This is a genomic window from Actinosynnema sp. NPDC023794, assembly GCF_040639675.1.
In the GTDB taxonomy this organism is placed as follows: domain Bacteria; phylum Actinomycetota; class Actinomycetes; order Mycobacteriales; family Pseudonocardiaceae; genus Actinosynnema; species Actinosynnema luteola.
Genome location: NZ_JBFAFR010000051.1, coordinates 11,831 through 34,850, shown reverse-complemented (window position 1 = coordinate 34,850; position 23,020 = coordinate 11,831). Strand labels below are relative to the sequence as shown.

Genomic DNA, 23,020 nt, shown 5'->3' with positions numbered 1-23,020 from the left:
TGTCGCAGGCGAACCTGCCGGGAAAAGGCTCTACCCGCTCGTGAGCGAGCTCGCCGCCGACGGGATTCCCGTCGCGGTGACGTGCCGGGTCTTGAACATCGCTCGACAGCCGTACTACCGGTGGCGTGCCCGGCCGGTCGCCGATGCCGAACTGGTCAAGGCGTATCGGGCGAACGCGTTGTTCGACGCCCACCGCGACGACCCGGAGTTCGGATACCGGTTCCTGGCCGACGAGGCGCGCGACGCCGGCCTGTCGATGGCGGATCGGACCGCGTGGCGGATCTGCTCGTCCATGGGCCGGTGGAGCGCGTTCGGCAAGAAACACGGCCGCAACGGCAGGAAGGCCGGTCCGCCGGTCCACGACGACCTGGTCCGCCGCGACTTCACCGCCACCGCGCCGAACCGGCTGTGGCCGGCCGACATCACCGAACACCGCACCACGGAAGGAAAGCTGTATCCGTGCGGGGTCAAGGACGTCCACTCCAACCGGATCGTGGGCTACTCCATCGACTCCCGGATGAGGTCCCGCCTCGCCGTCACCGCGCTCACCAACGCCGTCGCCCGCCGCGATGAGGCCGCCGGCTGCGTGGTGCACACCGACCGCGGATCGCAATTTCGATCAAGGAAATTCGTCCGTGCGCTCGCTCGTCACGGCCTGACCGGCTCGATGGGCCGCGTTGGCGCCGCAGGAGACAACGCCGCCATGGACAGCTTCTTCACGTTGCTGCAGAACAACGTTCTCGACCGGCGCACCTGGCCCACCCGCGACGGGCTCCGGATCGCGATCGTCACCTGGAGTGAACGCACCTACCACCGCCGCAGACGCCAAGCCGCCCTCGGCAGGTTGACCCCCGTCGAATACGAAGCAATCATGACCACGCCAGCCAGTCAGGCTGCGTGACTACCACTGTCACCTACTCGTGCAGCAGACCCAACACGTTGGCCAGGGCCTACGACGACGCCGGCTACTTCGCCCGCAACGTCCGCACCATCAAAGTCCTGGCCGACCCCCGACGCCGTCACCTCCGGCCAGGCCGCCACCGGCGAGCCCTGGCAGTACGACGACCTCGGGCACGGCTACTGCACCTACACGTTCTTCGAGCAGTGTCCGCACCGGATGGCCTGCGCCCGTTGCGACTTCTACACGCCCAAGGCATCCAGCAAGGGCCAACTCCTGGAGGCCAAGGACAACCTCCAGCGGATGCTAGCCAACGTTCCGCTCACCGATGACGAACAAGCCGCCATCGACGATGGCCAGGCCGCCCTCGACCAACTCTTGGAGCGATTGGCCGACGTCCCCACCCCGACAGGCGCCGCGCCCCGCGAGATCGGCATCTCCGCCACCACCACCCTCCTGCCGATCATCGCCCTGAAGCACAACGGAACGGACTGAACTTGATGAGGGCGAGAGGCAGCGGCCTGTCCGCATCGGCAGGCCCGCCTCGTGGAAGGTCATGCACGCGAGGTCCTTGCTGCTTCGATCGGCCAAGGCTGGTGGGTCCGCAGTTGTGCGGGGTAGATCGATGCAGTCGGGTGAATTCCGCCGATGCTGGCTGCTGGCGCGATGGTGCGGTGGAACGCTGGGGGAGTCGCCAGTCGTCGATCGGACCGGGGAGGTGTCCTCCGGTGGTGACGCCCGAGCCGGAACAACCTGTCAACCCCGACACCGGGCACATCGGCGCAAGCGGCACCGATGTGGGCAACGCGGCATCGGGCGTCGTGGGTGGGGTGGTGCAAGCCGGGGTGGTGCACGGCGACGTGCATCTGCACCCCGCACCGGTATCGCCCGCGCCGGTGATACCGCGTCAACTGCCCGCCGCGCCGGGGCTGTTCGCCGGGCGGGCGGCTGAGCTGGCCCGGTTGGACCGTGTCCTCACCGTCGCTGCCCTGGCCGCCGCCACACCGAACGGGCAGGAACCGGCCCCAGTCGACCCGTCAGCCGACCTGCCTCTCGAAGGTGTGACGGTGATGGTGTCGGCGATCGGCGGGGCTGGAGGAATCGGCAAGACCTACCTCGCCCTGGCCTGGGCTCACCGCAACTTGGACCGGTTCCCCGATGGGCAGTTGTTCGTCGACCTGCATGGCTTCAGCCCCACCAACGATCCGACGGACCCGGCGGTGGCGGTGCGCGGGTTTCTCGATGCCCTGGACGTCGACCCCGGCCGGGTCCCCACCGACCCCGACGCGCAGGCCGCGCTGTACCGCAGCCTGGTCGCCGGGCGACGGATGCTGATCGTGCTGGACAACGCCGCCACCGCCGAGCAAGTCGTACCCCTGCTGCCCGGCAGCCCGAGCTGCACCGTGCTGGTCACCGGACGCCACCGGCTCGCATCCCTGATCGACCGACACGGTGCCCGCCACCTCCCCCTCGATGTCCTGTCCCCCGACGAGGCCCGCGCCCTGCTCGTCGCCCGCCTTGACGCCGACCGCGTCGCCGCCGCACCCGACGCCGTGGAGGAGTTGGTGACGCTGTGCGGAGGCCACCCGCTCGCGTTGTCGATCATCGCGCGCACCTCCGACACCCGCCCCACCATCCCCCTGACCGAAATCGCCGCCGAACTGCGCGAACTCGGACTGGAAGCGCTCGACCACGACACCGACCCCGCCGCCAGCCTGCCCACCGTGCTCTCCTGGTCTCTGCATCACCTCACCGACACCCAGCGCACCCTCTTCGCACTCCTCGGTATTACCCCCGGCCCCGACACCACCCCACCTGCCGCCGCCGCCCTCACAGGCCTACCCGCTGGCCTCGTCCGCAGGGCGCTTACGGCGCTGGAGGACGCGTCGCTGCTCGAGCGCCGACCGGGCGGCCGGTACGCGATGCACGACCTGGTCCGCGCCTACGCCGCGATCGCCGCCCACGACCTATCCGACGACCTACAGAAGGCAGCCTTGGTGCGGGTGATGGACTTCCACATGTATACCGCCTTCGTTGCCGACCGCCTCCTGTATCCCAACAGCCCGCTCCTGCCACTCGAACCGCCCGTGCCCGGCGTTACCCCGCTCCCACTGCCCGACGCCGCGGCCGCGATGGCCTGGATGGAAGCCGAGCACGCCACCCTCCTGGCCACCCAACGCACCGCCGTCATGCTCGGTAGCCATCACACCGTCTGGCACCTCGCCTGGAACCTGGACACCTTCCACATCCGGTGGGGGCACCGGCACGACGCAGTTGCCGTGTGGCAGGCAGCTTTGGACGCCGCCGCGCACCTACCCGACCCCGCCACCCGCAGCCGCGCCCACCGGCTCCTCGGCCGTGCCTGCTCCCGGTTGGGCATGCACGAGCAGGCCGCCGGGCACCTGGAGCGGGCCCTCGCCCTGGCCGTGCGCCACCACGACCCCTCCGAACAGGCACACACCCACCGGGTGCTCACAGGCGCCTGGGAACGGTGGGGGGACGACCAGCGGGCTCTGGACCACGCCCGGCACGCCCTCAGTCTGTTCCGCAGTCTCGACCTGCCGGTGTGGGAAGCCGAAGCGCTCAACGCGGTGGGCTGGTACGCCGCGCGCATGGGTGATGTCGACACCGCCCGCACCCACTGCCGCGCCGCCCTCACCCTTCACCGACACCACCACAACCCCGAAGGCGAGGCGGACACCCTGGACAGCCTCGGCTACATCGCTCACCGCACGGGCGACCACCACCAGGCACTTGACCACTACCACCAGGCCATCGCCCTGTATCGCACCCTCGGCCACGTCTACCGAGTCGCGGGCACCCTGGACAGCGTGGGCCACCCTCACACCGCCCTTGGGCACAGCGAACAGGCCCGCGGAGTGTGGCGGGAGGCGCTGGAGCTATACCGGGGACAGGGGCGCGATACCGACGCCGAACGCGTTCAGAGGCAGCTCGACGATCTCGACTACTCCACCGACGCCAACCCGGACGAGGGCTGAGCGGCGGCGGGACTGTTCGAAGATCGGCTCTGTTCCGTAGTCGCCGGTGACGTCGAGCAGTCTCACCAGACCGTGTACGCATCCGGAGGTTGTAGTTGCGCAACTCCTCCGGGGACACGGTGCCCATGTGGCGAGACCACTCCCACCCCCAGTACATCAGCAGCGCGGTGGCGTCCTCCAGGATCGATGGCCTGTCCGAGGCCAGCGCGTGTTCGATCGTCGCCCAGTGTGGGTGGATGACGCGGATCGGACGGCCGCCTGCCGAGGTGAGGTCGAGCGAGCAGGAGTGCGAGACGTTGCTGCGGTGGGCGCGTCGGGCGAAGTCGTCGCAGGTGTTGGCGCAGCGGTGCAGGATCGTGCTGGCGTGTGCGGATGGCTTGTCCAACAAGCGCCACCCTCACGGCGTCGGGATCGGCACGGCCCCCGGCGGCGCCCCTGGCCTGGTCCACCTCAACCATCGGCCACCTCCGAGGTGCCGTCTCCGCCGGCGCTCGATGCCCCGAACACCGGCGTCCGGGACGCCGGCGGCCCTTCGTCGACCGGATGGGCCTAGGCCACGGGCCCTTCCGAGTAGGGCAGCAGGCGGTCCGGCGTCTCCTGGCCGTGGATCACCAGCGCCGACAGCAACGGCACCGCCACCAGCAGCACCTGCTCCCGCCTGTCGAGTCCGCACCACCGCAGGATCGGCGCCGGCACCGCGATCAGAGTCCGCTCGGTCAACGCGGACCCGCCGCGCGGATCACGGCGGACGACCAAGGCTCCGCTGTCGTGCACCCGGATCGACACCGGTATCCGGCGATGCCACTGCAGCACACCTTCAAAGTGAAGGTGGGGAGTCACAACCGCAATCCAACAGCGGAAACATCGACTTGTACAGGTGGGACTCGTCCCACACGAGTCTCTCGACATGGTCACCGTCTGTACACGTCCAAGAGGCGAGGAGTGGGCGTCCGGATGTCCCTCAGCGGAGCAGATTTCCAGTAGAGCTTGCTTTGTGAAGGTCCGCATGGAACGCCCCGCCGAAGCGTAGCTTCGCCGTGGCGGCACCGAGGTCGTGTTCGACCCGAACCTGCGGCCGTCCCCCATCGCTTGCGGCCGGTGGCCACTATGCAGGCAGTGCGGCCGGTCGGCCGCCGGGCACAGTGTGGTGGTCGGGATGCGCGTCCTCGACGCTCAGGTCTGCAGCTGCGGGACTATCAGCGTTGCGACTTCGGGCGGGCAATTCGGGCTGTCCTTGAGAGCCCTGGCGTACCCGCCGGGCATGTTCTTCTCGTACTGGAGCAGCGCTGGACCGCTCGGTACTGGACAATCTCGTGCCGGAGCTCGGCGACCTGTTGGCCGAGTGGTTCGTCACGATGGGTTCGGGCTGCGGGACCTGCCGGATGGGCATGTACTTCGAAGTCCAGCGGTGGGTATTAGCCGCGCCGGCGGGGACTGGACAGGACTTCGGTGGCCTGATGCATGGCGGGCAGACCGGGTTTGACGTAGCGCTGCACCGATCGCAGGGTCTTGTGGCCGGTCGGTCAAGTCCTTGGGCGTGGTGTAACGAGGGCGGTCACCGGTGATCCTTAGGTCGGTCAGGCGGTGAGTGCGGCGGGCGTGGTTTCCTCCTGTTCGGCGGTGTCGGTGTCGGTGGTTGTGCGGGAGCGGGCGAGGACGTCCAGGCCGAGGTAGCGGCGGCCTTCGATCCATTCGTCGTGCTGCTCGGCGAGCACGGCGCCGACCAGGCGGACGATGGCGCCGCGGTCGGGGAAGATGCCGACCACGTCGGTGCGGCGGCGGATCTCCTTGTTCAGTCGTTCCTGAGGGTTGTGCGACCAGATCTGACGCCAGATCTGCTTCGGGAACGCGGTGAACGCCAGCAGGTCCGCTCGGGCGGTGTCGAGGTGATCGGCCACCTTCGGCAGCTTCTCGCTCAGCGCGTCGAGCATGCGATCGTATTGCGCGGCAACGGATTCGGAATCGGCCTGGTCGAAGACCGAGTGCAGCAGGGTGCGCACCCAGGGCCAGGAGGACTTCGGGCAGACCGACATCAGGTTGACCGTGTAGTGGGTGCGGCACCGCTGCCAGGACGCGCCGGGCAGGGTGGCGCCGATCGCCGCGACGAGGCCGGCGTGGGCGTCGCTGGTGACCAGGCGGACGCCGGTGAGGCCGCGGGCGAGCAGGTCGCGGAAGAACGCGAGCCGGCCGGCGCCGTCCTCGCCGGAGGTCACCTGGACGCCGAGGATCCCGCGGTAGCCCTCGGCGTTGACGCCGGTGGCGATCAGGCAGTGCACATTCACGACACGGCCGTTCCCGCGCACTTTGAGCACGAGCGCGTCGGCGGCCACGACCGTGTACGGGCCCTGGTCGAGCGGGCGGGTGCGGAACGCCTCGACCTGGGCGTCCGGGTCGCGGGCCGTCATCGAGACCTGGGACTTGGACAGGCTGGTGATGCCGGGGGACTCGACGGGTTTCTCCATCCGCCGGGTTGACACGCCCAGCAGGTAGCAGGTGGCGACCACGCTGGTCAGGGCGCGTTCGGCGCGTTTGCGGCGCTCCAGCAGCCAGTCCGGGAAGTAGCTGCCCGAGCGCAGCTTCGGGATCGCCACGTCGATGGTGCCGACGCGGGTGTCGAAGTCGCGGTGGCGGTAGCCGTTGCGGGAGTTGACCCGATCGGGCGTGCGTTCGCCGCAGCCGGCGCCGCAGACCGCGTCGGCCTCGGCGCTCATCAGCGACTGGATGAACGACGCGAGCATGTCGCGCAGCAGGTCAGGGCTGCTCGCGGCGAGTTGGTCGGCGAACGGCTTGTTCGGGTCGATAGGCTGAACACTGGTCATCGCGTGAGGCTTCCTTCGGGACTTTGGTCGGTCTGTGAAGGATCACGCGGTGACCGCCTCTTATCCGGCTACGACACGCTCAGCGAGTAGCTGGCGGCGCTGGTACACCACTCTGCCGGACACAACCGGCCGGTCTTGGCCATGATGACGTTGGCAGAGACGTTGGCTTCGCCGAGGTGAGGATGCGCGATCGCTGCAGCTCAGCGTCCGACGTCGAGTTATGGAACCCCACAGGCTGGTTGGGGTCGGGACCACCCCGCTCGCGCGGGGAAGACGAGGTCGGCGTGTGGGAGCCCGACGCCGACTACGGACCACCCCCGCTCGCGCGGGGAAGACGCGCAACTTCGCCGAGACGTACACCGAGATCAGGGACCACCCCCGCTCGCGCGGGGAAGACACTTCCTGACCAGCTACTTTACAGGGCATAGGGCACTGTTTCATTCGGTTCGTTCCGGTTTCGGATATCGGTGACCCGGTGGTGTCATCGAACACAGATCCAGCTGCCGAGGCGAGCGGTCGCTGATCGGTTCGACTGCGACCGCGGAACCATGGCGGCAGAGGACGTCGGTGAGACCCGTACACTGACGCGTTCACCGCGGCCGTGATCAAAGGCGCAGTAGGAGCCGACGTGTACAGGACCCTCGGATCGCTTGGAGACACCGAGGTGCACCTTGCGACAGCACGGCGCCTTGGGTTCATCGACAGCGAGCAATACGTGAACTTTCCGGTCAGGCGAGGGCTCCCGGAGTGCGGGGACCACCCTGTTCCTGAGGGAAAGAGCCTGGCCGTTGCGTGGGCGAGTCGACAGTGACGATGTGGCCGTGTGTTGGTGAGCTGGTGGGTGGGTGGTCAGCGTGTGCCGTAGCGGCGTCGGCGGCCGGCTGTGCTCCAGCCTTTGCCGCCGGTGGTTTGGGTGGTGTCGTCGTCGGGTTGTGGGTCGGCGGGGCGGAGCATGAGTTGGATGCCGTCGTAGTCGACGGGGTGCCAGGTGTGGTGGTGGACTGTGAAGTCGAGTCCTTGTTCGTTGTCGGCGTGGTGGACCATGATGGCGCGTCCGGTGCGGACCATGTCGATGACTCTGATCCACATGAGGTCGCGGACGCGTTTGCTGACTTTGCCGACGAAGACGCCGGGGGGGGGGGGAGATTTCGAGGAGCCAGCGGGTGAGGTGGCCGCGGAGTCCGGCGGGGCAGGCGGCGACGACGATGACGGTCACAGGTCGTCGTCCTCGTCGTGGTAGTTGGTGCCGCCGGCGACGGCGCGTCCGTTGTCGTCCCAGAGCATGACGACGTTGTGGGATTCGAAGTCGGGGTCCTCGAATGCTTCCGGGCCGTATTCGATCAGGCCGTCGTCTTCGCGGAGCAGGGTTTTGATGTCGCGGACGCAGTGTTCGAGGAAGGCGCCGTCGCGCATGTGGTCGCGGACGGCGCGGCGGGTTTCGGTGCCGATGTCGGCGACGTCGCGGGCGGTGATGTCGAAGGCGATGGGGATGGTGATGTCGGCTTTGTAGAGGTCGGCGATGTCGTAGACGAAGGACCGGACGTGTCCGGTGTGGACGAAGCCGAGGCCGGGGGCGCAGCCGAGGGCGACGATGACGGCGTGGACGACGCCGTAGAGGCTGGTGTTGGCTGCGGAGAGGGCTTTGTTGACCGGGGTGCCGGAGTCGAAGTCGTCGGGGTCGTAGTCGCGGCGTTGCCAGTCGATGCCGGTGCGTTTGGCGTGTTCGCGGTACAGGCGGCGGACGCGGGCGCCTTCGCGTCCGCGTAGTTGTTGCATGGTGAGACCGGTGGTGTCCTCGCCGGGGAAGCGCATGGCGTACATCTCGCGGGCTACACGCAGCCGGGTGCGGGTGTTGGACACGAGGTCGGCCTGGATTTCCAGCAGGCGGGAGGAGCGGGCGAGGGAGCGGCCGTGGGCGTAGTAGCGGACGCCGTGTTCGCCGACCCAGACGGCGGTGCCGTCGCTCGAAAATGGGGGAGTGGTCGTCATGGTGAAGTCGAAGGACGAAACGACGACGAGGAGCCGCACGAGGAAGGTCGGTGCGGCCGTGGCCGCGGTGGCGTCGGTCGCCGGGATGGTTTTCGCGGCGGCTCCCGTCACCGCCGCCGTCTACCCCACCAGCACCTTCTCGATCTCGGACGGTGAAGGGAGCTACTACGCCGGCACGGTCACCTGGTACAACCGGGCGGTCGGCATCACCGGAACGTTCAAGGCTGTGGGATGCCGGCGGGTGTACGGGAAGGCGTGGGCGAGCGACGAACTGGACTGGAACAACTCCGCCCTCTGGTGCAACCACACAAGGACGCAGCCCATCGAGCTTGACGCGGACGTCGTGGGCAATTGGAGATCTTCCAGCGTCTTTTCGCTTCCCGGCTGATCGCCCCGGCCGCGCCCCATGGATGCAATGCCGACCTGCCGTCGCGCACAGTCGGCCGATGGCGTCAAGCCCGCACGTCGTAGAGCGCGGCGAGTTCGGCGGCCACGGCGGCGAGTTCGGCGCGGGCCTCGGGTGGGTCGAGAACCTCGACAATGGCGCCCATGGAGAGCAAGCCGCGTGGGTCGGGAAGTTCACGGAAGGCGAGTTCGGCAAGGGCCCAGCCGTCAACCGGGAACACGTACATGCCGCTCGGGGAGTACCGGCCACCGCGCCCAGGAGCCAACAGAGTTACCGGGTGGAAAGGTCGGGGAGTTCCGCCGCCGCCGATTCCGGAGATCCCCATGGTTCCTCCAGTGCGGCCCGAAGTGCGCTGACGGTGTCCACACCGACGCGCCCGGCGAGCGCGGCTTCGAGCCCGGCCAGTATCCGCATCGTTTCCGCGCGGCGCCGGGCACCGTTCGCGGTGAGGCGCACGAGCTTCGACCGAGCTGACTGCGGGTCGGTCTCCACCGTCACCACGCCCACGGCGACGAGTTCGTGGACCCACTGGTGCGCGGTCGGGGCGCTGACACCCAGACGCCGGGCCAGCTCGGCGATGCTCGCCCCTTCCGATGGGAGCTGACTCAGCAGGGTCACGTGTGCCGCGCTGATGGTCGCCCCGTCTTCCTGGGCCTCGAACGCCGTGGTCAGGGCGGCTCGGAACCAGTGGTGCGCGCGCCACAGCAGCCGGATGAGCGGCTCGGATTCGGGCGGGGAGGAGGACATGTGGTTCTGCTTTCACGGTGGGACGGGCGGTCCGGCGCGGTCTGCCGATAGTAAGCCGGGCAGGCGTGGTGACCGACATCACCGGAGCTGCCGAGATCGCCTCCACCATTAGGTAACCTATGATTAGGTTACCTAATGGTGGGTTCGGGCCGATCCCGCCGATCCCACAGTCGATGGAAAGGCATGGCGATGACGACAGGATCGTCCGCATCACCCTTCGTCGCGGGCACCTCGCGGCGGCGTCTACTGGCCGTCGCGGCCGGTGCCACCGCCGGCATGGCAGCAGGCGTCGTGGCCCCGCCTGCCGCCCAGGCCGCCGCCGTCCCGTCGGGCGGTGCCGCCGCCGGCCGGGGGCGTGACGTGAAGGTGATCGCAGTCGAAGAGGCGTTCTCAGTTCCGGGGTTGATCCCGTGGCCGGGAAAGGCACCCATGCCTCCCGACTGGGTGCGGGAGTGGGGGCGCCGGCTCGCCGACATCACAGAGTTGCGGCTGGCGGACATGGACAAGCACGGGGTGGACGTGCAGGTCCTGTCGCTCACCTCACCCGGTGTGGAGGCCATCGAGGACCCCTCCGAGGCCGTGGCCACGGCCCGTCGGGTCAACGACCACCTGGCCGGAGTGGTCGCCGCCCACCCCGCGCGGTTCGCCGGCTTCGCCGCCCTGCCGTTGCAGGACCCGAAGGCCGCCGTGGTCGAGTTGCGCCGGGCGGTGGGGCAACTCGGCCTCAAAGGGGTCCTGCACAACGACCACGTTCTGGGCCACTATCTCGACGAGCCGCAGTTCCGGCCGGTGTGGGCCGAACTCGAACGGCTCGGCGTGACGCTCTACCTCCACCCCGCGCTCTTCCCCGCCGATCGCTGGCGGGTGTTCGAGGGATATCCCGTGCTCAGCGGGCCGTCCTGGGGATGGACGGCGCAGGTCGGCGCCCACGCGCTCCGCCTGGTCTACGGCGGAGTGTTCGACGAGTTCCCCGGGGCCTCGGTGACGCTGGGGCACATGGGAGAACTGCTTCCGTTCCAACTGGCTCGGCTCGACAGCCGCTACCATCAAGCCGACCGCACGAGCAGGCCACGACAACTGCCCTCCCACTACCTGCGGCACAACCTCTACGCGACCACCAGCGGCGTCTTCTCCCACGCGGCCCTCCTCGGGGCCGTCCACGCCATCGGCGCCGACCGACTGCTGTTCGCCGTCGACTACCCCTACGAATCCACCGCCGAGGCAGTCGAATTCCTCCGTACAGCACCGTTCCGCCGCACCGACCTCGAACGCATCGCACACGGCAACGCGGAACGCCTGCTGAACCTCTGATCAGGCACCGGGCCCGCGATGTGAAGCCCACGAGGCCCGCCGTACGCCGGCGGCGTTGTTACCCCACCTGGGCATCCGCCACACCTTCAGGGACGGTGATGAGCACCGAACTGGCCACCGAGCTCGTACACCGTCGCGCCGGACTGATAGTCGGCGATCAGCTGCTGGATTTGATCCGAGCGGAGTTGCCGGGCGCGGCCGGGGCGGCGTCGACTTCGGTGCTCCAGCGGCGGTGCGTGATGGTGTCCTGACCGCTCGTCGATCGTGTGCCGGTGGACGAGGACGTCCAGGCGCCGCGCGAGCCGCCGTTGCGCGTCCTGCTCCGGCAGCGGGGACGAGCCGGAGCAGGACGCGCAAGCCCGACCGCGCCGGATCCGTGCGGGTCGTCCCGGCGCCCTTGGCCCTACGACCGGATGGTCCGGCCGGTGTCGCCGTCACCGACGCACGGCACCTGCTCGGCACAGGACATGACCACCCTGTGAGGCGTCAAAAGTCGGCCACGTGGTCTGAACTGCGGTTAGGCTGCTATGGATACGTACTCGCTGATCAGGCCGCCGAGGACTGGTCGACGATGTATTGAGGTACAACCTGGCTCTGCGATCGGGTGGTCCGGTTGTGGTGGTGTGAGTTCTCGGGCTTGGTGGGGTCGGCGGTGGTTGTAGTGGGCCGCGTAGCGGTCCAGGACTGCTCGCAGGTGGTGTTCGTTGATGATGAGCAGTCGGTCGGTGACTTCGCGTCTGACGGTGCCGACGAACCGTTCGGCGTAGGCGTTGGCTCTCAGGCAGCGTGGTGGAATTTTCACGACCTTGATGCCGGTGTCGGAGAAGAGAGCGTCGAACGAGGCGGTGAACTGGCCGGCCCGGTCCCGGATGAGGAACCGGAAGTCGTCGCCCCGATCAGCCAGGTCCATCAGCAGGTTGCGGGCCTGCTGGGTAGTCCAAGGGCCGTCGGGGTTGGTGGTGGCGCCGAGGATGTGGACGTAGCGGGTGGCGACTTCCATCACGAAGAACACGTACACGCGCTTGAGGGTGACGGCGCAGTCGACGTGGAAGGAGTCGCAGGCCAACATGCTCGCCGCCTGCGGCCGCACTGGTCGACCCACGCGATCGCGGCGCCCTCGGCCTTCGCTTTGGTCTCGATCGCCGGGTACTGCCCGTCGAGCCATGCACGCACCGCGGCGGGTTGCTGTTCGTAGGCGCGTCGGGCCGGGCGTTGCGGGGTGAAGCCGTGGCGGCGCAGCCACAACCCCACGCCCTGTTCGGTCATGTCGACCCCGACGACCAGTCGGATCAGCTCGACCACCGCCGGACGGGTCCACAACGGGCCGCCGATCAGCAGTTCCTCGGGCATGTAGTCGGCCATCGCCGCGAACAGGGTGCCCCGATCCTCCGCGCTGATCAGTTCGGCGGGGCCGGGACGTCCGCTGCGGGTCGCCAGGCCGTCGCGACCGTCCCGTCGGTAGGCGCGCCACCAGGTGCCCACCGACCGTTCGGAGACCCCGAACACCTCCGCGGCCTACCGATAACCCTCGACCCGCCCGGCCTCCAACGCAGCCACCACCCGCAACCGCAGTACCTCACGCTCCGCGGTGACAACCGGTGCGCATCCTCGACCTCGATCACGGCTGATCAAACTACAGGAAGATGATCAGTTTCGACTCAATATGCTCGGTCGTGAGCCCGTTGACAACCGCGGCGATCCATGCATCGAGGCGTTCGCCGTGCAGGCCCGTTATCATCTCCGCGAAGGACCGGACGTAGTAGGAGCGCCTCTCCAGCGCCGACCTGCGGGCCAGGATCTCGTTCAGCCGATCGCGGTCCCGGACCTTCGGCAGGGCCGGGATGGCGGGTGGAGCGGCGCCCACTGTCCGGAATAGACGGAGGTAGCGGGTCAGGGCCGGATAGCTGCCGGTGTAGCCCTGTTCACGGATCTCGGTCAGCAGGACCGTCACTGTCGTGCACCCCTGGTTCCATCGCTCGCGTAGGTAGGGCTTGAACCGCTCCAGCGGTCCGGGACGACCGTCCCGCTGCTTGACCAGCAACACTTCAACGTTCGCGGACCGGGCGAACCGCCGCACTGTCTTGCGGTCCAGCCGCAGCGGCCACGGGATCCCGCTGATCGATTCACCCTGGGCCAGCAACTGCTTCACTGCACGGTAGTGCTCACGGATCCGAACGACCACGGCTTGCGCCTCGATGCGGTCGACGTCCGCAGCGATCGCGATCTGTTCCACGTCCGATGGAGCAACGGGATCCGAGGCAGGTTCGGGGACCTCAGCTGCCTGCCCAGGCGGCAGAGCCTCAAGCCGTGACGACCACGACGGGCGGACCGGCGATCAGCGTGCCCCGCCCGACGGCCACAAGCGGGCGGTGGATACCGGACGGCTTCCCCGACCCCCGAAGGCGCATTGAGTCAACTCAAGGCGCTGGACGAGACCGCGATGGCCGCTGCGGACCCGCAGGTCTACGCCCGCGCCTTCCTCGAGTTCGCCGAGCAGGGCGCACCCAACCCTGACTCGACAGGCCTGTCGTCGTTGCTGAGCAGCCTGCGCTCCCGCGCGCAACTGCCCGTCACTGGACCGGCCACCGGCTTCCGCGCCGGGATGGGTGCGCTGGGCGGCTCAGCCCCAGCGTTGCAGCAGCCGGTCGTACTCGGCCTGGGTGACCGGCAGGACGGTGCCGTGGCGCGGCCGGCCGGGCATGGCGTAGCCGGCGACGGGTGACCACTGCCTGCTGTTCAGGTCGGTGGTCGTGAACGGGATGTAGCCGCGACCGCCGTACTCGTCGATGAACATGTACCAGCGCTCTTCGGTGTTCGACTTGAAGACCAGCGGTCCCTCGCCCTGGTTGAGCGCGTTGTTCCCCAGGCACTCCGCGACGAACGAGTAGCTGCGGTTGACGATCGTCGTGGACTTCTCCGCGAGGATGAACTTGCCGCACGGGGACTGCGACGCGCTGCGCTCGTCCTTGGTGAAGCGGTAGTAGGTGTCGTTGTGCTCGACGAGCGTCGAGTCGATCGTGGAGTAGCCCTTGTCGACCCAGACCTGCGGGGTGCTGAACGTGCGGAAGTCGGACGTGGTGGCGTACATCATGCGGTTGTAGGTGGTGCCGGTGTGGTTCGGGTCGTTCGCGGAGTACAGCTTCGACGCCCAGAACACGACGTACTGGCCGAGGCCCTCGTCGTAGTACGCCTCCGGCGCCCAGGTGTTGCCCGCCGTGTCCGGTGAGACCCGCACCAGGCGCGGCGCGCTCCAGGTCACCAGGTCGGTCGACTCCCACACCACGATGGACTTGCTGCCGGTCCGCTGGACCTGGTCCCAGTTGCCGTTGCCGTAGATCCGCAGGTCGGTGGCGATCTGGTAGAACTTGTCGCCCTGCGGCGAGCGGATGACGAACGGGTCGCGCACGCCCCGGGTGCCCACGGTCGAGGTCAGCACCGGCCGCCCGCCGTTGAGCTGGCGCCACCGGGTGGGGTCGTTGCCCTGGCTGAGCCCGAAGTACACCTGCTCGCCGGTCGAGGTGCCCTCGCCGGTGAAGTAGCTGAACAGGTAGCCGGCGTACTTCGGCGCCGGCCCCGCGTCGACCCGGACCAGCTGCCACTGCTGGTTGACCGCGCCCGTGTCGGTGTACTGGGAGATCCGCGCGCCGTCGGCGGTGGACTGCTCCCACACGTCGAGCGCCTTGCCGCTGTTGCGGTTGACCAGCTTGACGTGCCCGCTGTCGGTGTCGACCACCCGGAATTGCTGGTTCGCGCCACCGTTGTCGGTCCACTGCACGACGTTCGCGCCGTTGGCCGTGGACGCCGAGGAGATGTCCACCACCTTGCCGCTGTGCCGCGCCCGCAGCTTGTGGTAGCCCCCACCGGCGTCGACGAACTGGAACTGCTGGTCGGCCTGGACGGCACGGGTCCGCTGCTGGACGGCGGCGCCGTCGGCGGTCGACCCGCCGGCGACGGCCACCGCTTTGCCGCTGTGCCGCGACACAATCTGGTAGTAGGCCGCCGGGTCGATCACGGCCGCGTTCGCCGACGGCCCCGCGACCAGGGCGGCGACGCCGCTCGCGATCAACGCGCCGACGAGGGCGAGTGCGATGCGGCGTCGGCGCGGACGTCGCGGTGAGGTCGAATCGGAGGAGGACTGTGTCATCGGACCCGTCCAGGGTGGTTGCGGAGGGTGGTCGGCGACCTGACGGGACACCGCTCGGGCGGTGTCCCGTCAGGGCTCGGGTCAGACGCCGCGGCGGGTGAAGCGCTGGTTGGGGCTGCTGGCGTTGTAGGTGTACACGGAGATGCGGGCGCCGTCGGCGGTGGAGCGTTCCCAGACGTCCAGGGCCAGGCCGGACTCCCGGTTGACGACGCTGACCACGCCACTGCCGTGGTCGACCACGCGCCACTGCTGGCCGGTGGCCGTGGAGTCGGCCTGCTGGGTGACGTTCGCGCCGGTCGCGGTGCCGGTGGTCTGGAGGAACAGGCCGCTGTGCCGGGCCTTGAGCTTGACGTGGCCGTCGGCGGCGGGGACGAACTCGAACTGCTGGTTGGTGCCGTTGGTGGCGGTCCGCTGGACGAGCCCCGCGCCGGCGGCGGTGGAGGCGCCGTTGATCTCGGCGGCCTTGCCGCTGTGCTGGGACACCAGGGTGTAGGTGCCCGGCTCGGTGGGGGTGGAGCCGAGTTGGGCTTCCCACCGGGTGTTGGAGCCGGACGCGTCGGCCGGGAGGCGGTCGCGGGCGGCGGTGTCGCCGTACATGGTCCAGCGGGCCCAGTCGACGACCGTCCTCGGGAAACGCTGGTCGCTCCAGAAGCTGGTGTGGCTGCCGCCGACGAAGGTCAGGAACGCCTTGGGCCAGGTGATCTCGTTGTACGCCTGCCGGGCCGAGCTGTACCCCGTGAGGTCGTCGCGGTCGCCGTGGACGAACAGGACCTTGGCCGAGATCGAACTGGACGGGGTGCCCTGGTCGGTGCACGACTGCGGGTTCGCGGAGATGATGCGGCTGTCGGCCCAGCGGGTCAGCAGGCCGTGGGTGGTCATGCCGCCCAGCGAGTGGCCCGAGACGCCGACGCCGATGCCGGTGTTGATGTGCCCGGCCAGCGGACCGCTCGTGTTGAGCGCGATGGTGTTGGTGATGATCTGCGAGACGTCCTTCGGGGTCTCGCCGTTGCCGACGTCGCTCGGGTTGTGGTTGAAGTGGGGTGCGGGGACGATGAAGCCCGCCGACGCCAGGGCCCGGATGATGAACAGGGAGTTCTGCGGGCTGCTCTGGTAGCCGTGGGTGAAGTTGTAGATGGGGAAGACACCGTTGGCCACCGGGGCGTCCGTCACGGGGTTGCCGCCGGCGGTGCCGGTGGCCGGGTAGTACACGTAGGTGGTGCACGGCCGGCTGCCGCGGGTCCAGTTGTACCGCCGCACGCCGACCGCGAACGGCGTCGTCGGCGCCGTGGCCAGCGACCCGACGGGGGCGGCGAGCGCCTGTCCCACGCCGAGCAGGCCCAGGCCGACGCCCGCCACTCCGGCCGCGCTCACCCGCAAAAATGTCCGCCGTTGCAAGGTCATGAGTGACTCCTTGGTGCAGGGATGGTCGTGGGGTCTGTCAGGACAGGGGCGGAGGTTGGATCGGTTGTCGGGTGTGCCCGATCGGCGGCCGGGTACACCCGATGGCGCCGCGTCGGGTCACGGGGTGGCGAAGCCGGGGTGGCTGGTCGTAGGCGGTGTTTCGCCAGGCGACGGCCACTCGGCACCGGCGGTTTCGTACCAGCGAGAGGCAGCTGGTCGCGCGTGGCGTTTCCGCCGGGCGACGACCACTCCGGTGCCGCGGGTCGCGCTGATCGATCAGGAAGTGCGGCGGTCCGGTGCGGTCCGGCTCGCGGTTCCAGACCTGAGTGGACTCGCCGTGGCAGGTGTGGACGATCAGAGCGGCGGCATCGGCCTGGGAAGCCCCGATACGTCGAGGGACTCGTCACCAGTGCGAGCCGAGTCGGGCTTCGGCTCCTCGACCGGCCGAGCCCGATGTCGACCAGGTCTTGGGTGTCCAAGGCGTTCGATGGCATCCGCGATGCACTCCTGTCAGGCAGGGATTGAGGGAGATGCGGCAGCGGCCAGCGGCGGGAAGCGCTGTGAACGTGCACAGTATCTCGCCGAATCACGTATGTAAACCTGCAACTTCGTTGGTATTGCTGGATAGCGGCGTCGATGATGGCCTGTGCACGTTCCCATGCAAGAGCCCGTTCGGTCGAGTTTCGATGTGGCGAACGGGTCCTGCCTGTCGAATATTCGACGGGCAGGCGGCTCGGAGTCGCCCGTGCACGTTGATCTATCCGGTACGGTCGACCCAGCCTCCGTCCACAGTGTCCTGGAGATCGCGGGACCCTTGAGCCGTGCCGTCTCGGCTGAATCGGCCGGGGCATCGGTGCTTCAATCTGGTGAAACTGGCAGCACGCGTAGGCGCTCGGTGAAAACGTTTACTGCGGGCACCCCAGGTCGGCGGGTCGGTTCGGGGGTGCACATCCTGTGGTCACGGGGGTGGCGGTTGGAATGGCTGTTGACAGAAGCGGGCGATCCTCTAAGCTAGAAGGCTAGAGGTGTAAACGTTTTAAGTGCTGGTCCGGTCCGTCGTTCTCGTCGAGCGACGGTCCGCCGTCGCGGTACGCGTGGATCCGCGGCGCCGGAGGCCGGGGCCGTCCGTCGCGGGCCGTGCCGACAGGCCGCTTGGTCAGGTCGCCTGGTTGTGGGGGCCCGGAATCCAGTGGTGGGTGCGGACAGATCCTGCTCGCAAGGAGGCGAAGCGTGGCCCTGTTGGAAGAATCGGCGCTCGGCTTGTCCTCGCCGGACCGGATTCTCGCCTGACCGGTATTCGGTCGGCGTGACTCCACGCGGCGGTTCGCCTCTTCCCACGCTGTCGCGCGTTGTCGTCGGCTGCGCCGGAACGGCTCACGGGAACCCGAGTGGTGAGCGCTGACGGGTGAAACGCCGCAGAGCGTGGCTCGGTGGTCGTCGTGCGCTCCATCCGGTCTGGCACCGGTACCGGGTGGAGCGGTCGTGACGATTTCACCTGTGCCGCAAGAGATCCAGGGCCGACCTGCTGCGTGGGCGGTCCCGGTGAACGCACTGCGGCCATGGTCGCGATCCTCTGTGCACGTTCACGGCAGCACGGCCAACAGGCCCTTGAAAGGATCTCTTCCATAGGTTTTCATCAGGTTAGACAGCGCCCAGAAGGTTGTGCACGTGCACAGTCCTTGCCGCTGCGCACCTGCTCACACTCGATCAAAGGAGATCGAATGACCGCGTTCGCCACCGGCAGTTCACCACCGGTCTGAAGGGCTTCGGAGTTCTCGGCACGTTCTTCTGGCAGTCCGAGGGCCGCTCACCGTTCATCGGCTGCGGCTGCGGCAGCGCCGCGTGGGATCCGGGCGGCCTGCAGGTCGACCGCCGCCATGGACGCTTCCTCACGGTGCGACCCGTGGCGAGAAGCGACGGTCGCCTCGCCGTGCCCCGCACGTCCGGTGATCGGTCGGCGGGTTCGCCTCTTCGACGTCACAAGGCATCCCTAGGAGATTCCGATGCACCTCACACCACGGTGGCGTGCCCTTCGCCGGGTCGCCACCGCCTCGGCGATCGTCGCCCTGGGCGCCGCGATCGTGCCCGGCGCGGCCGCGGCGGCCGGGAACACCTACTACGTCTCGCCCAACGGCAACGACAGCGCCGCGGGGACCCAGGCCGCGCCCTGGGCGTCCATCGCACGCGCCCAGGCCGTGGCCACGGCGGGTGACACGGTCTACTTCCGGGGCGGCACCTACGCCTACACCAGGGCGAACTCGGCCTGTTCCAGCCGGACGGCCCGGGTCGACGCGATCACCCTGAACAAGAGCGGCACCTCGGGCAGCCCGATCCGCTACTGGGCCCACCCGGGCGAGAAGCCGGTCTTCACCTTCTCGGCCATGCGGGACGACTGCCGGATCAAGGGCTTCAACGTCACCGGCAGCCACCTGCACCTCAAAGGGCTGGAAGTCACCGGCGTGCCGCAGAACAACACCCTCAACGCCGAGTCCTGGGGGCTCTGGGTGTCCGGCAGCAACAACACCTTCGAGCTGCTCGACATCCACCACCACATGGGAACCGGCCTGTTCATCAGCGGTGGCGGCGGCAACCTCGTCCTCAACACGGATTCGCACGACAACTACGACCTGCGCAGCTCGGACGGGCCCGGCGAGAACGCCGACGGGTTCGGTGCGCACTACACGCCTGCAGGTCGGCCCGCGAACGTGTTCCGGGGTTCCCGCGCGTGGTGGAACGCCGATGACGGTTACGACCTCATCTCCACCTACTCGCCCGTGATCATCGAGAACTCGTGGTCCTGGCGCAACGGGTACGTGCCGGGGACGACGACGCCCTCCGGTAACGGAGCCGGCTTCAAGGTGGGTGGCTTCGGCGCCGAGTACGACACCGGCGCGGTGAAGCACACCGTGCGCTTCTCGGTGGCGTTCCTCAACAAGGCGCAGGGTTTCTACTCCAACCACCACCCCGTGGCCAACGACTACTTCAACAACACCGGCTTCGGGAACCACCCCAACTTCGACATGCGGGGGATCAACTCGAGCGGCGCGTCCGTGGGCCGGGGCAACCTGCGCAACAACATCGCCTACAACGGCACCGCCACGGCGAACATGACCGGCACGACCGCCTCGTACAACACCTGGAACCTGGGTCTGCCCCTGTCGGACGCGCAGTTCCAGAGCGTGTCGACGTCCGGCTGGGACACCCCGCGCCAGGCCGACGGCAGCCTGCCCGTGCTGCCACACCTCAGGCTCGCCGCGAGCAGCGCCCTGATCGACAAGGGCACCAACGTCGGCCTGCCCTACCGGGGCGCGGCACCCGACCTCGGCGCCTTCGAGCAGTCCGGCGGCACACCACCGCCCGTGCGCTATGAAGCGGAGACTGCACCAGCGGTCTGCCAAGGCACCATCGACACCAACCAGGCCGGTTTCTCCGGCACCGGGTTCTGCAACGGCACCGCCGCGGTAGGCGCCTACGCCCAGTTCACCGTCAACGCGGCGACAGCCGGCCCGGCAACGCTCGGCGTCCGCTTCGCCAACGGCAACAGCGGCGGCACCGCCCGACCGGCGAACCTCGTCGTCAACGGGTCGACGGTGGCCGTGGTGTCGTTCGAGTCCACCGGCGCCTGGACCGCTTGGACCACCAAGACCGTCGCCACCTCCCTGAACGCCGGGAGCAACACCATCCGCCTGGACCCGACCACGGCGGACGGCCTGCCCAACATCGACTACCTCACCCTGTGAAAGGTACCGAGATGACCCGTATATCGCGCACCTCGTCGAAGCGGCGCGCACTGACCGTAGCCGTATTGCTATTCGCCTCGGTGCTGATGCCGCAGTCGATGGCGGCGGCGGCGCAGCCCGTCGCCGAAGCCGCCCCGGCCGCCGCGGTCCCCCCGGCCGCCCAGGACGCTCCGGGCATCGAGGACGCGGCGGACGATCCCCACGGTCTGAAGAAGACGGTCGCCGACTACCGGACGCGCATCCCGACCAAGTACACCACCGACTCGTGGAAGCCCTTCGCCAAGGCGCTGACCACGGCGGACGACGTCGCGAAGAACCCCTCGGCGGGCGCGGCGGAAGCCGCCGCGGCGAAGACGGCCCTGGTCACCGCGGCCGGCGACCTGGAGGCCGCGGACGAGGGCACGTTCCAGACCATCACCAACAACACCTTCTGGAACGACACCAGCGGCAACCCCATCTACTCGCAGGGCGGCGGGGTCTTCAAGTTCGGCGACACGTACTACTGGTACGGCGTGCACTACCGCGGCGCGGAGAGCTACCGCGCCAACCCGACGCGCAAGTACGACGGCGAAGTCTCGTTCGTGTCGATCCCGGTGTACTCGTCCAAGGACCTGGTGAACTGGAAGTTCGAGAACCGGGTCGCGACCCGCTCGACCGCGATCCACAACGGCAACACCATGGCTTCGACCGGGTGGGTCGGGCGGCTCGGTGTCGCGTACAACGAGAACACCGGCAAGTACGTGCTCGCCACCCAGGCCTACGTCGGAGGCGCACACGGGGTGCTGCTCCTCCAGGGCAACACCCCCACCAGCAACTTCACCTACGGCTACTTCCAGGGCCAGGTCGTCAACTCGCCGACGACCGGCACCGGCGACCAGACCGTCTTCACCGACGACGACGGCAAGGACTACCTGATCTTCTCCAACCGCGAGGGACGTTCCCGCGGCTTCGTGGCCAAGTTCCGGGAGTCCGACTCGCTGCGGATCGAGCCGGGCGTGCAGATCCGCAGCGGCTCCGGTCGCGAGGGCAACGCCATGTTCAAGCTCGACGGCAAGTACTACCACGCGGCGTCGGACCTGCACGGCTGGAACACCTCGGTCAACTACGTCAACGAGTCGACCGGCAGCAACGTCCAGGGTTCCTACTCGAGTGAGTACGTCCTGGCCGGCACCGAGATGGACTACAGCCACGTCACCCAGACCGGGTTCTTCGTCACCGTCAAGGGCAGCAAGCAGAACACGGTGATCTACGCGGGCGACCGCTGGGCCGACTTCGCCTGGAACGGCATCGGCTACAACCAGTGGGTGCCGATCACCAAGACCGGCGCGCGGCCCCAGTTCCACTCGGTCAGCCAGTGGCAGTTCAACATCACGACCGGTGAGTGGCGGGTCGGTCCGGCGAACAACTACATCCTCAACCCCGACATCCAGGCCGACCGCGTCACCGTCTCCACTGTACGGGGATGGCGGAACCTCGGCGGTTCGGTGACCAACAACGTCGCCGGTGCGAACGGGTCCCGCTTCGCCCTCCAGGTGAGCAACAGCGGCGGCGTAGAGCAGCGGATCGAATCGGTGCCCGCAGGCACCTACACCCTGTCCACGCACGCCCGGGGCAGTGCCGGACAAATCGTGATCACCGGTGCCAACGGCAGCCAACGCACCCTCAGCCTCCCGTCGTCGAGCGGCTGGGCCAAGCGCGAGCTCACCGGCATCGCGCTACCCGGCGGAGCCGCCACCGTCACCGTGCGGGCGTCGGGTTCGGGCGGCGTCATCGTCGACCAGCTCTCGCTCGTCAAGACCGACGGCGGTGTGCCGCCGACGACCCGGCGTTACGAGGCGGAGACCGCGCCGGCCGTGTGCCAGGGCACGATCGACTCCAACCAGGCCGGGTTCTCCGGCACCGGGTTCTGCAACGGCACCGCGGCCGTCGGGGCGTACGCCCAGTTCACCGTCGACGCGGCGCAGGCGGGCCCGGCGACGCTGGCGGTCCGGTTCGCCAACGGCAGCAGCAGCGGTGCCGCGCGACCCGCGAACGTCGTCGTCAACGGGTCCACGGTCGGCACGATGTCGTTCGGGTCGACCGGCGCGTGGACGACCTGGTCCACCAACTCCCTCACCGCCTCGCTGAACGCGGGCAGCAACACCATCCGCCTCGAACCCACCGCGGCCGAGGGCCTGCCCAACGTCGACCACCTCGACGTCGGGGCCGGGACCGGCTGACCATCCACCGAGCAAGCGACAGGACGCCCGGTGTCCTGCTCACCGGGTGTTCCCGTCGCCCCGACCACAGGGCGCACCCCTGCCCGGCACACGGTTGTCGTCCTCACGACAGCTGTGTGCCGTGTGCGTCGGACGATCTGACCAACGATGGCGGGCCGACAGGGGACGCGGGCCGTGCGACGTTTCGTCGGGCAGCTCCGCGTACCGCCCGACGAAACGTCGCACGCCGCGGTCGCCGTCGAAGCGCGACCTGTCGCGAACATCCTTGCGGTGGTCCCCGGAACGGGTAGGTGACGATTAGGTCGATCCCGCTGGCCCTCATCGACGGCAGCTCGTGTCGCCACGGC

General features: G+C 68.7%; 19 protein-coding genes. 8 read left to right on the top strand and 11 right to left on the bottom strand.

Going from position 1 to position 23,020, the window contains the following annotated elements:
- The 3 genes from AB0H12_RS43025 to AB0H12_RS43015 form a co-directional block, all read left to right on the top strand.
- Window positions 1–901: IS3 family transposase (locus AB0H12_RS43025; RefSeq protein ID WP_499631882.1), on the top strand; the 901-nt coding region annotated here is incomplete at its 5' end.
- Window positions 902–1,117: 216 nt separating this feature from the next.
- A complete protein-coding gene (locus tag AB0H12_RS43020) occupies window positions 1,118–1,393 on the top strand; it encodes a hypothetical protein (protein WP_499631879.1) in 276 nt (91 codons plus the stop codon).
- 233 nt (window positions 1,394–1,626) lie between these two features.
- Entirely contained in the window at window positions 1,627–3,897 is a 2,271-nt protein-coding gene (locus AB0H12_RS43015; RefSeq protein WP_499631876.1) for an ATP-binding protein, read from the top strand.
- A gap of 549 nt (window positions 3,898–4,446) precedes the next feature.
- On the opposite strand, the gene AB0H12_RS43010 is transcribed toward AB0H12_RS43015, so the two are convergent.
- The 4 genes from AB0H12_RS43010 to cas1e all read right to left on the bottom strand — a co-directional run bounded on the left by AB0H12_RS43010 (window position 4,447) and on the right by cas1e (window position 8,744).
- Window positions 4,447–4,710 carry a hypothetical protein gene (locus AB0H12_RS43010; RefSeq protein ID WP_499631873.1) on the bottom strand — a complete coding sequence of 88 codons (264 nt, stop codon included), beginning with the start codon at window positions 4,708–4,710 and terminating at the stop codon, window positions 4,447–4,449.
- A 764-nt stretch (window positions 4,711–5,474) separates the two neighbouring features.
- Window positions 5,475–6,716: an IS256 family transposase gene (locus tag AB0H12_RS43005; RefSeq protein ID WP_499631870.1), complete on the bottom strand. Its 1,242-nt coding sequence runs from the start codon at window positions 6,714–6,716 to the stop codon at window positions 5,475–5,477.
- Window positions 6,717–7,565: 849 nt separating this feature from the next.
- Entirely contained in the window at window positions 7,566–7,805 is a 240-nt protein-coding gene (locus AB0H12_RS43000; protein WP_499631867.1) for a type I-E CRISPR-associated endoribonuclease Cas2, read from the bottom strand.
- Window positions 7,806–7,928: 123 nt separating this feature from the next.
- A complete protein-coding gene (gene cas1e / locus AB0H12_RS42995) occupies window positions 7,929–8,744 on the bottom strand; it encodes a type I-E CRISPR-associated endonuclease Cas1e (protein ID WP_499631864.1) in 816 nt (271 codons plus the stop codon).
- On the opposite strand from cas1e, the gene AB0H12_RS42990 reads away from it, so the two are divergent.
- Window positions 8,704–9,093, top strand: a complete 390-nt coding sequence (locus tag AB0H12_RS42990) for a hypothetical protein (protein ID WP_499631862.1) — start codon at window positions 8,704–8,706, stop codon at window positions 9,091–9,093. The genes cas1e and AB0H12_RS42990 overlap by 41 nt on opposite strands.
- A 64-nt stretch (window positions 9,094–9,157) precedes the next feature.
- On the opposite strand, the gene AB0H12_RS42985 is transcribed toward AB0H12_RS42990, so the two are convergent.
- A complete protein-coding gene (locus tag AB0H12_RS42985) occupies window positions 9,158–9,337 on the bottom strand; it encodes a WCX domain-containing protein (protein ID WP_499631858.1) in 180 nt (59 codons plus the stop codon).
- Window positions 9,338–9,381: 44 nt separating this feature from the next.
- Window positions 9,382–9,858 (bottom strand): MarR family winged helix-turn-helix transcriptional regulator, encoded by a 477-nt coding sequence (locus AB0H12_RS42980; protein ID WP_499631855.1) that lies wholly within the window; start codon window positions 9,856–9,858, stop codon window positions 9,382–9,384.
- 429 nt (window positions 9,859–10,287) lie between these two features.
- On the opposite strand from AB0H12_RS42980, the gene AB0H12_RS42975 reads away from it, so the two are divergent.
- Both AB0H12_RS42975 and AB0H12_RS42970 read left to right on the top strand, forming a co-directional pair.
- On the top strand, window positions 10,288–11,169 hold the full coding sequence (locus AB0H12_RS42975; protein WP_499631852.1) for an amidohydrolase family protein: 882 nt from the start codon (window positions 10,288–10,290) through the stop codon (window positions 11,167–11,169).
- A 98-nt stretch (window positions 11,170–11,267) separates the two neighbouring features.
- Complete coding sequence (locus AB0H12_RS42970) at window positions 11,268–11,420, top strand: hypothetical protein (RefSeq protein WP_499631850.1); 153 nt, start codon at window positions 11,268–11,270, stop codon at window positions 11,418–11,420.
- A 266-nt stretch (window positions 11,421–11,686) separates the two neighbouring features.
- Here AB0H12_RS42970 and AB0H12_RS42965 read toward each other — a convergent pair whose 3' ends face one another.
- The 5 genes from AB0H12_RS42965 to AB0H12_RS42945 all read right to left on the bottom strand — a co-directional run bounded on the left by AB0H12_RS42965 (window position 11,687) and on the right by AB0H12_RS42945 (window position 16,684).
- Window positions 11,687–12,187, bottom strand: a complete 501-nt coding sequence (locus AB0H12_RS42965; RefSeq protein WP_499631847.1) for an integrase core domain-containing protein — start codon at window positions 12,185–12,187, stop codon at window positions 11,687–11,689.
- Window positions 12,169–12,675: a winged helix-turn-helix domain-containing protein gene (locus AB0H12_RS42960; RefSeq protein ID WP_499631844.1), complete on the bottom strand. Its 507-nt coding sequence runs from the start codon at window positions 12,673–12,675 to the stop codon at window positions 12,169–12,171. The genes AB0H12_RS42965 and AB0H12_RS42960 overlap by 19 nt, the downstream gene beginning before the upstream one ends.
- A gap of 127 nt (window positions 12,676–12,802) precedes the next feature.
- The gene (locus AB0H12_RS42955; protein ID WP_499631841.1) at window positions 12,803–13,402 is read right to left on the bottom strand and encodes a hypothetical protein; all 600 of its coding nucleotides are present in this window, start codon (window positions 13,400–13,402) and stop codon (window positions 12,803–12,805) included.
- A gap of 387 nt (window positions 13,403–13,789) precedes the next feature.
- On the bottom strand, window positions 13,790–15,313 hold the full coding sequence (locus tag AB0H12_RS42950; RefSeq protein WP_499631838.1) for an RICIN domain-containing protein: 1,524 nt from the start codon (window positions 15,311–15,313) through the stop codon (window positions 13,790–13,792).
- A gap of 81 nt (window positions 15,314–15,394) precedes the next feature.
- Window positions 15,395–16,684 carry an RICIN domain-containing protein gene (locus AB0H12_RS42945; protein ID WP_499631835.1) on the bottom strand — a complete coding sequence of 430 codons (1,290 nt, stop codon included), beginning with the start codon at window positions 16,682–16,684 and terminating at the stop codon, window positions 15,395–15,397.
- A gap of 2,033 nt (window positions 16,685–18,717) precedes the next feature.
- Between AB0H12_RS42945 and AB0H12_RS42940 the strand changes: the two genes are divergently transcribed.
- Both AB0H12_RS42940 and AB0H12_RS42935 read left to right on the top strand, forming a co-directional pair.
- Complete coding sequence (locus AB0H12_RS42940; RefSeq protein WP_499631833.1) at window positions 18,718–20,454, top strand: right-handed parallel beta-helix repeat-containing protein; 1,737 nt, start codon at window positions 18,718–18,720, stop codon at window positions 20,452–20,454.
- 65 nt (window positions 20,455–20,519) lie between these two features.
- On the top strand, window positions 20,520–22,673 hold the full coding sequence (locus AB0H12_RS42935) for a family 43 glycosylhydrolase (RefSeq protein WP_499631830.1): 2,154 nt from the start codon (window positions 20,520–20,522) through the stop codon (window positions 22,671–22,673).
- Window positions 22,674–23,020: the final 347 nt, after the last annotated feature.

What these genes read in the sequence shown, in the direction of transcription:
- AB0H12_RS43020 (WP_499631879.1), top strand. Translation starts at nt 1,118, where the DNA reads ATGGCCTGCGCCCGTTGCGACTTCTACACGCCCAAGGCATCCAGCAAG.
- AB0H12_RS43005 (WP_499631870.1), bottom strand. Translation starts at nt 6,716, where the DNA reads ATGACCAGTGTTCAGCCTATCGACCCGAACAAGCCGTTCGCCGACCAA.
- AB0H12_RS43000 (WP_499631867.1), bottom strand. Translation starts at nt 7,805, where the DNA reads ATGTGGATCAGAGTCATCGACATGGTCCGCACCGGACGCGCCATCATG.
- AB0H12_RS42990 (WP_499631862.1), top strand. Translation starts at nt 8,704, where the DNA reads ATGGTGAAGTCGAAGGACGAAACGACGACGAGGAGCCGCACGAGGAAG.
- AB0H12_RS42985 (WP_499631858.1), bottom strand. Translation starts at nt 9,337, where the DNA reads ATGTACGTGTTCCCGGTTGACGGCTGGGCCCTTGCCGAACTCGCCTTC.
- AB0H12_RS42980 (WP_499631855.1), bottom strand. Translation starts at nt 9,858, where the DNA reads ATGTCCTCCTCCCCGCCCGAATCCGAGCCGCTCATCCGGCTGCTGTGG.
- AB0H12_RS42975 (WP_499631852.1), top strand. Translation starts at nt 10,288, where the DNA reads ATGCCTCCCGACTGGGTGCGGGAGTGGGGGCGCCGGCTCGCCGACATC.
- AB0H12_RS42970 (WP_499631850.1), top strand. Translation starts at nt 11,268, where the DNA reads ATGAGCACCGAACTGGCCACCGAGCTCGTACACCGTCGCGCCGGACTG.
- AB0H12_RS42950 (WP_499631838.1), bottom strand. Translation starts at nt 15,313, where the DNA reads ATGACACAGTCCTCCTCCGATTCGACCTCACCGCGACGTCCGCGCCGA.
- AB0H12_RS42940 (WP_499631833.1), top strand. Translation starts at nt 18,718, where the DNA reads ATGCACCTCACACCACGGTGGCGTGCCCTTCGCCGGGTCGCCACCGCC.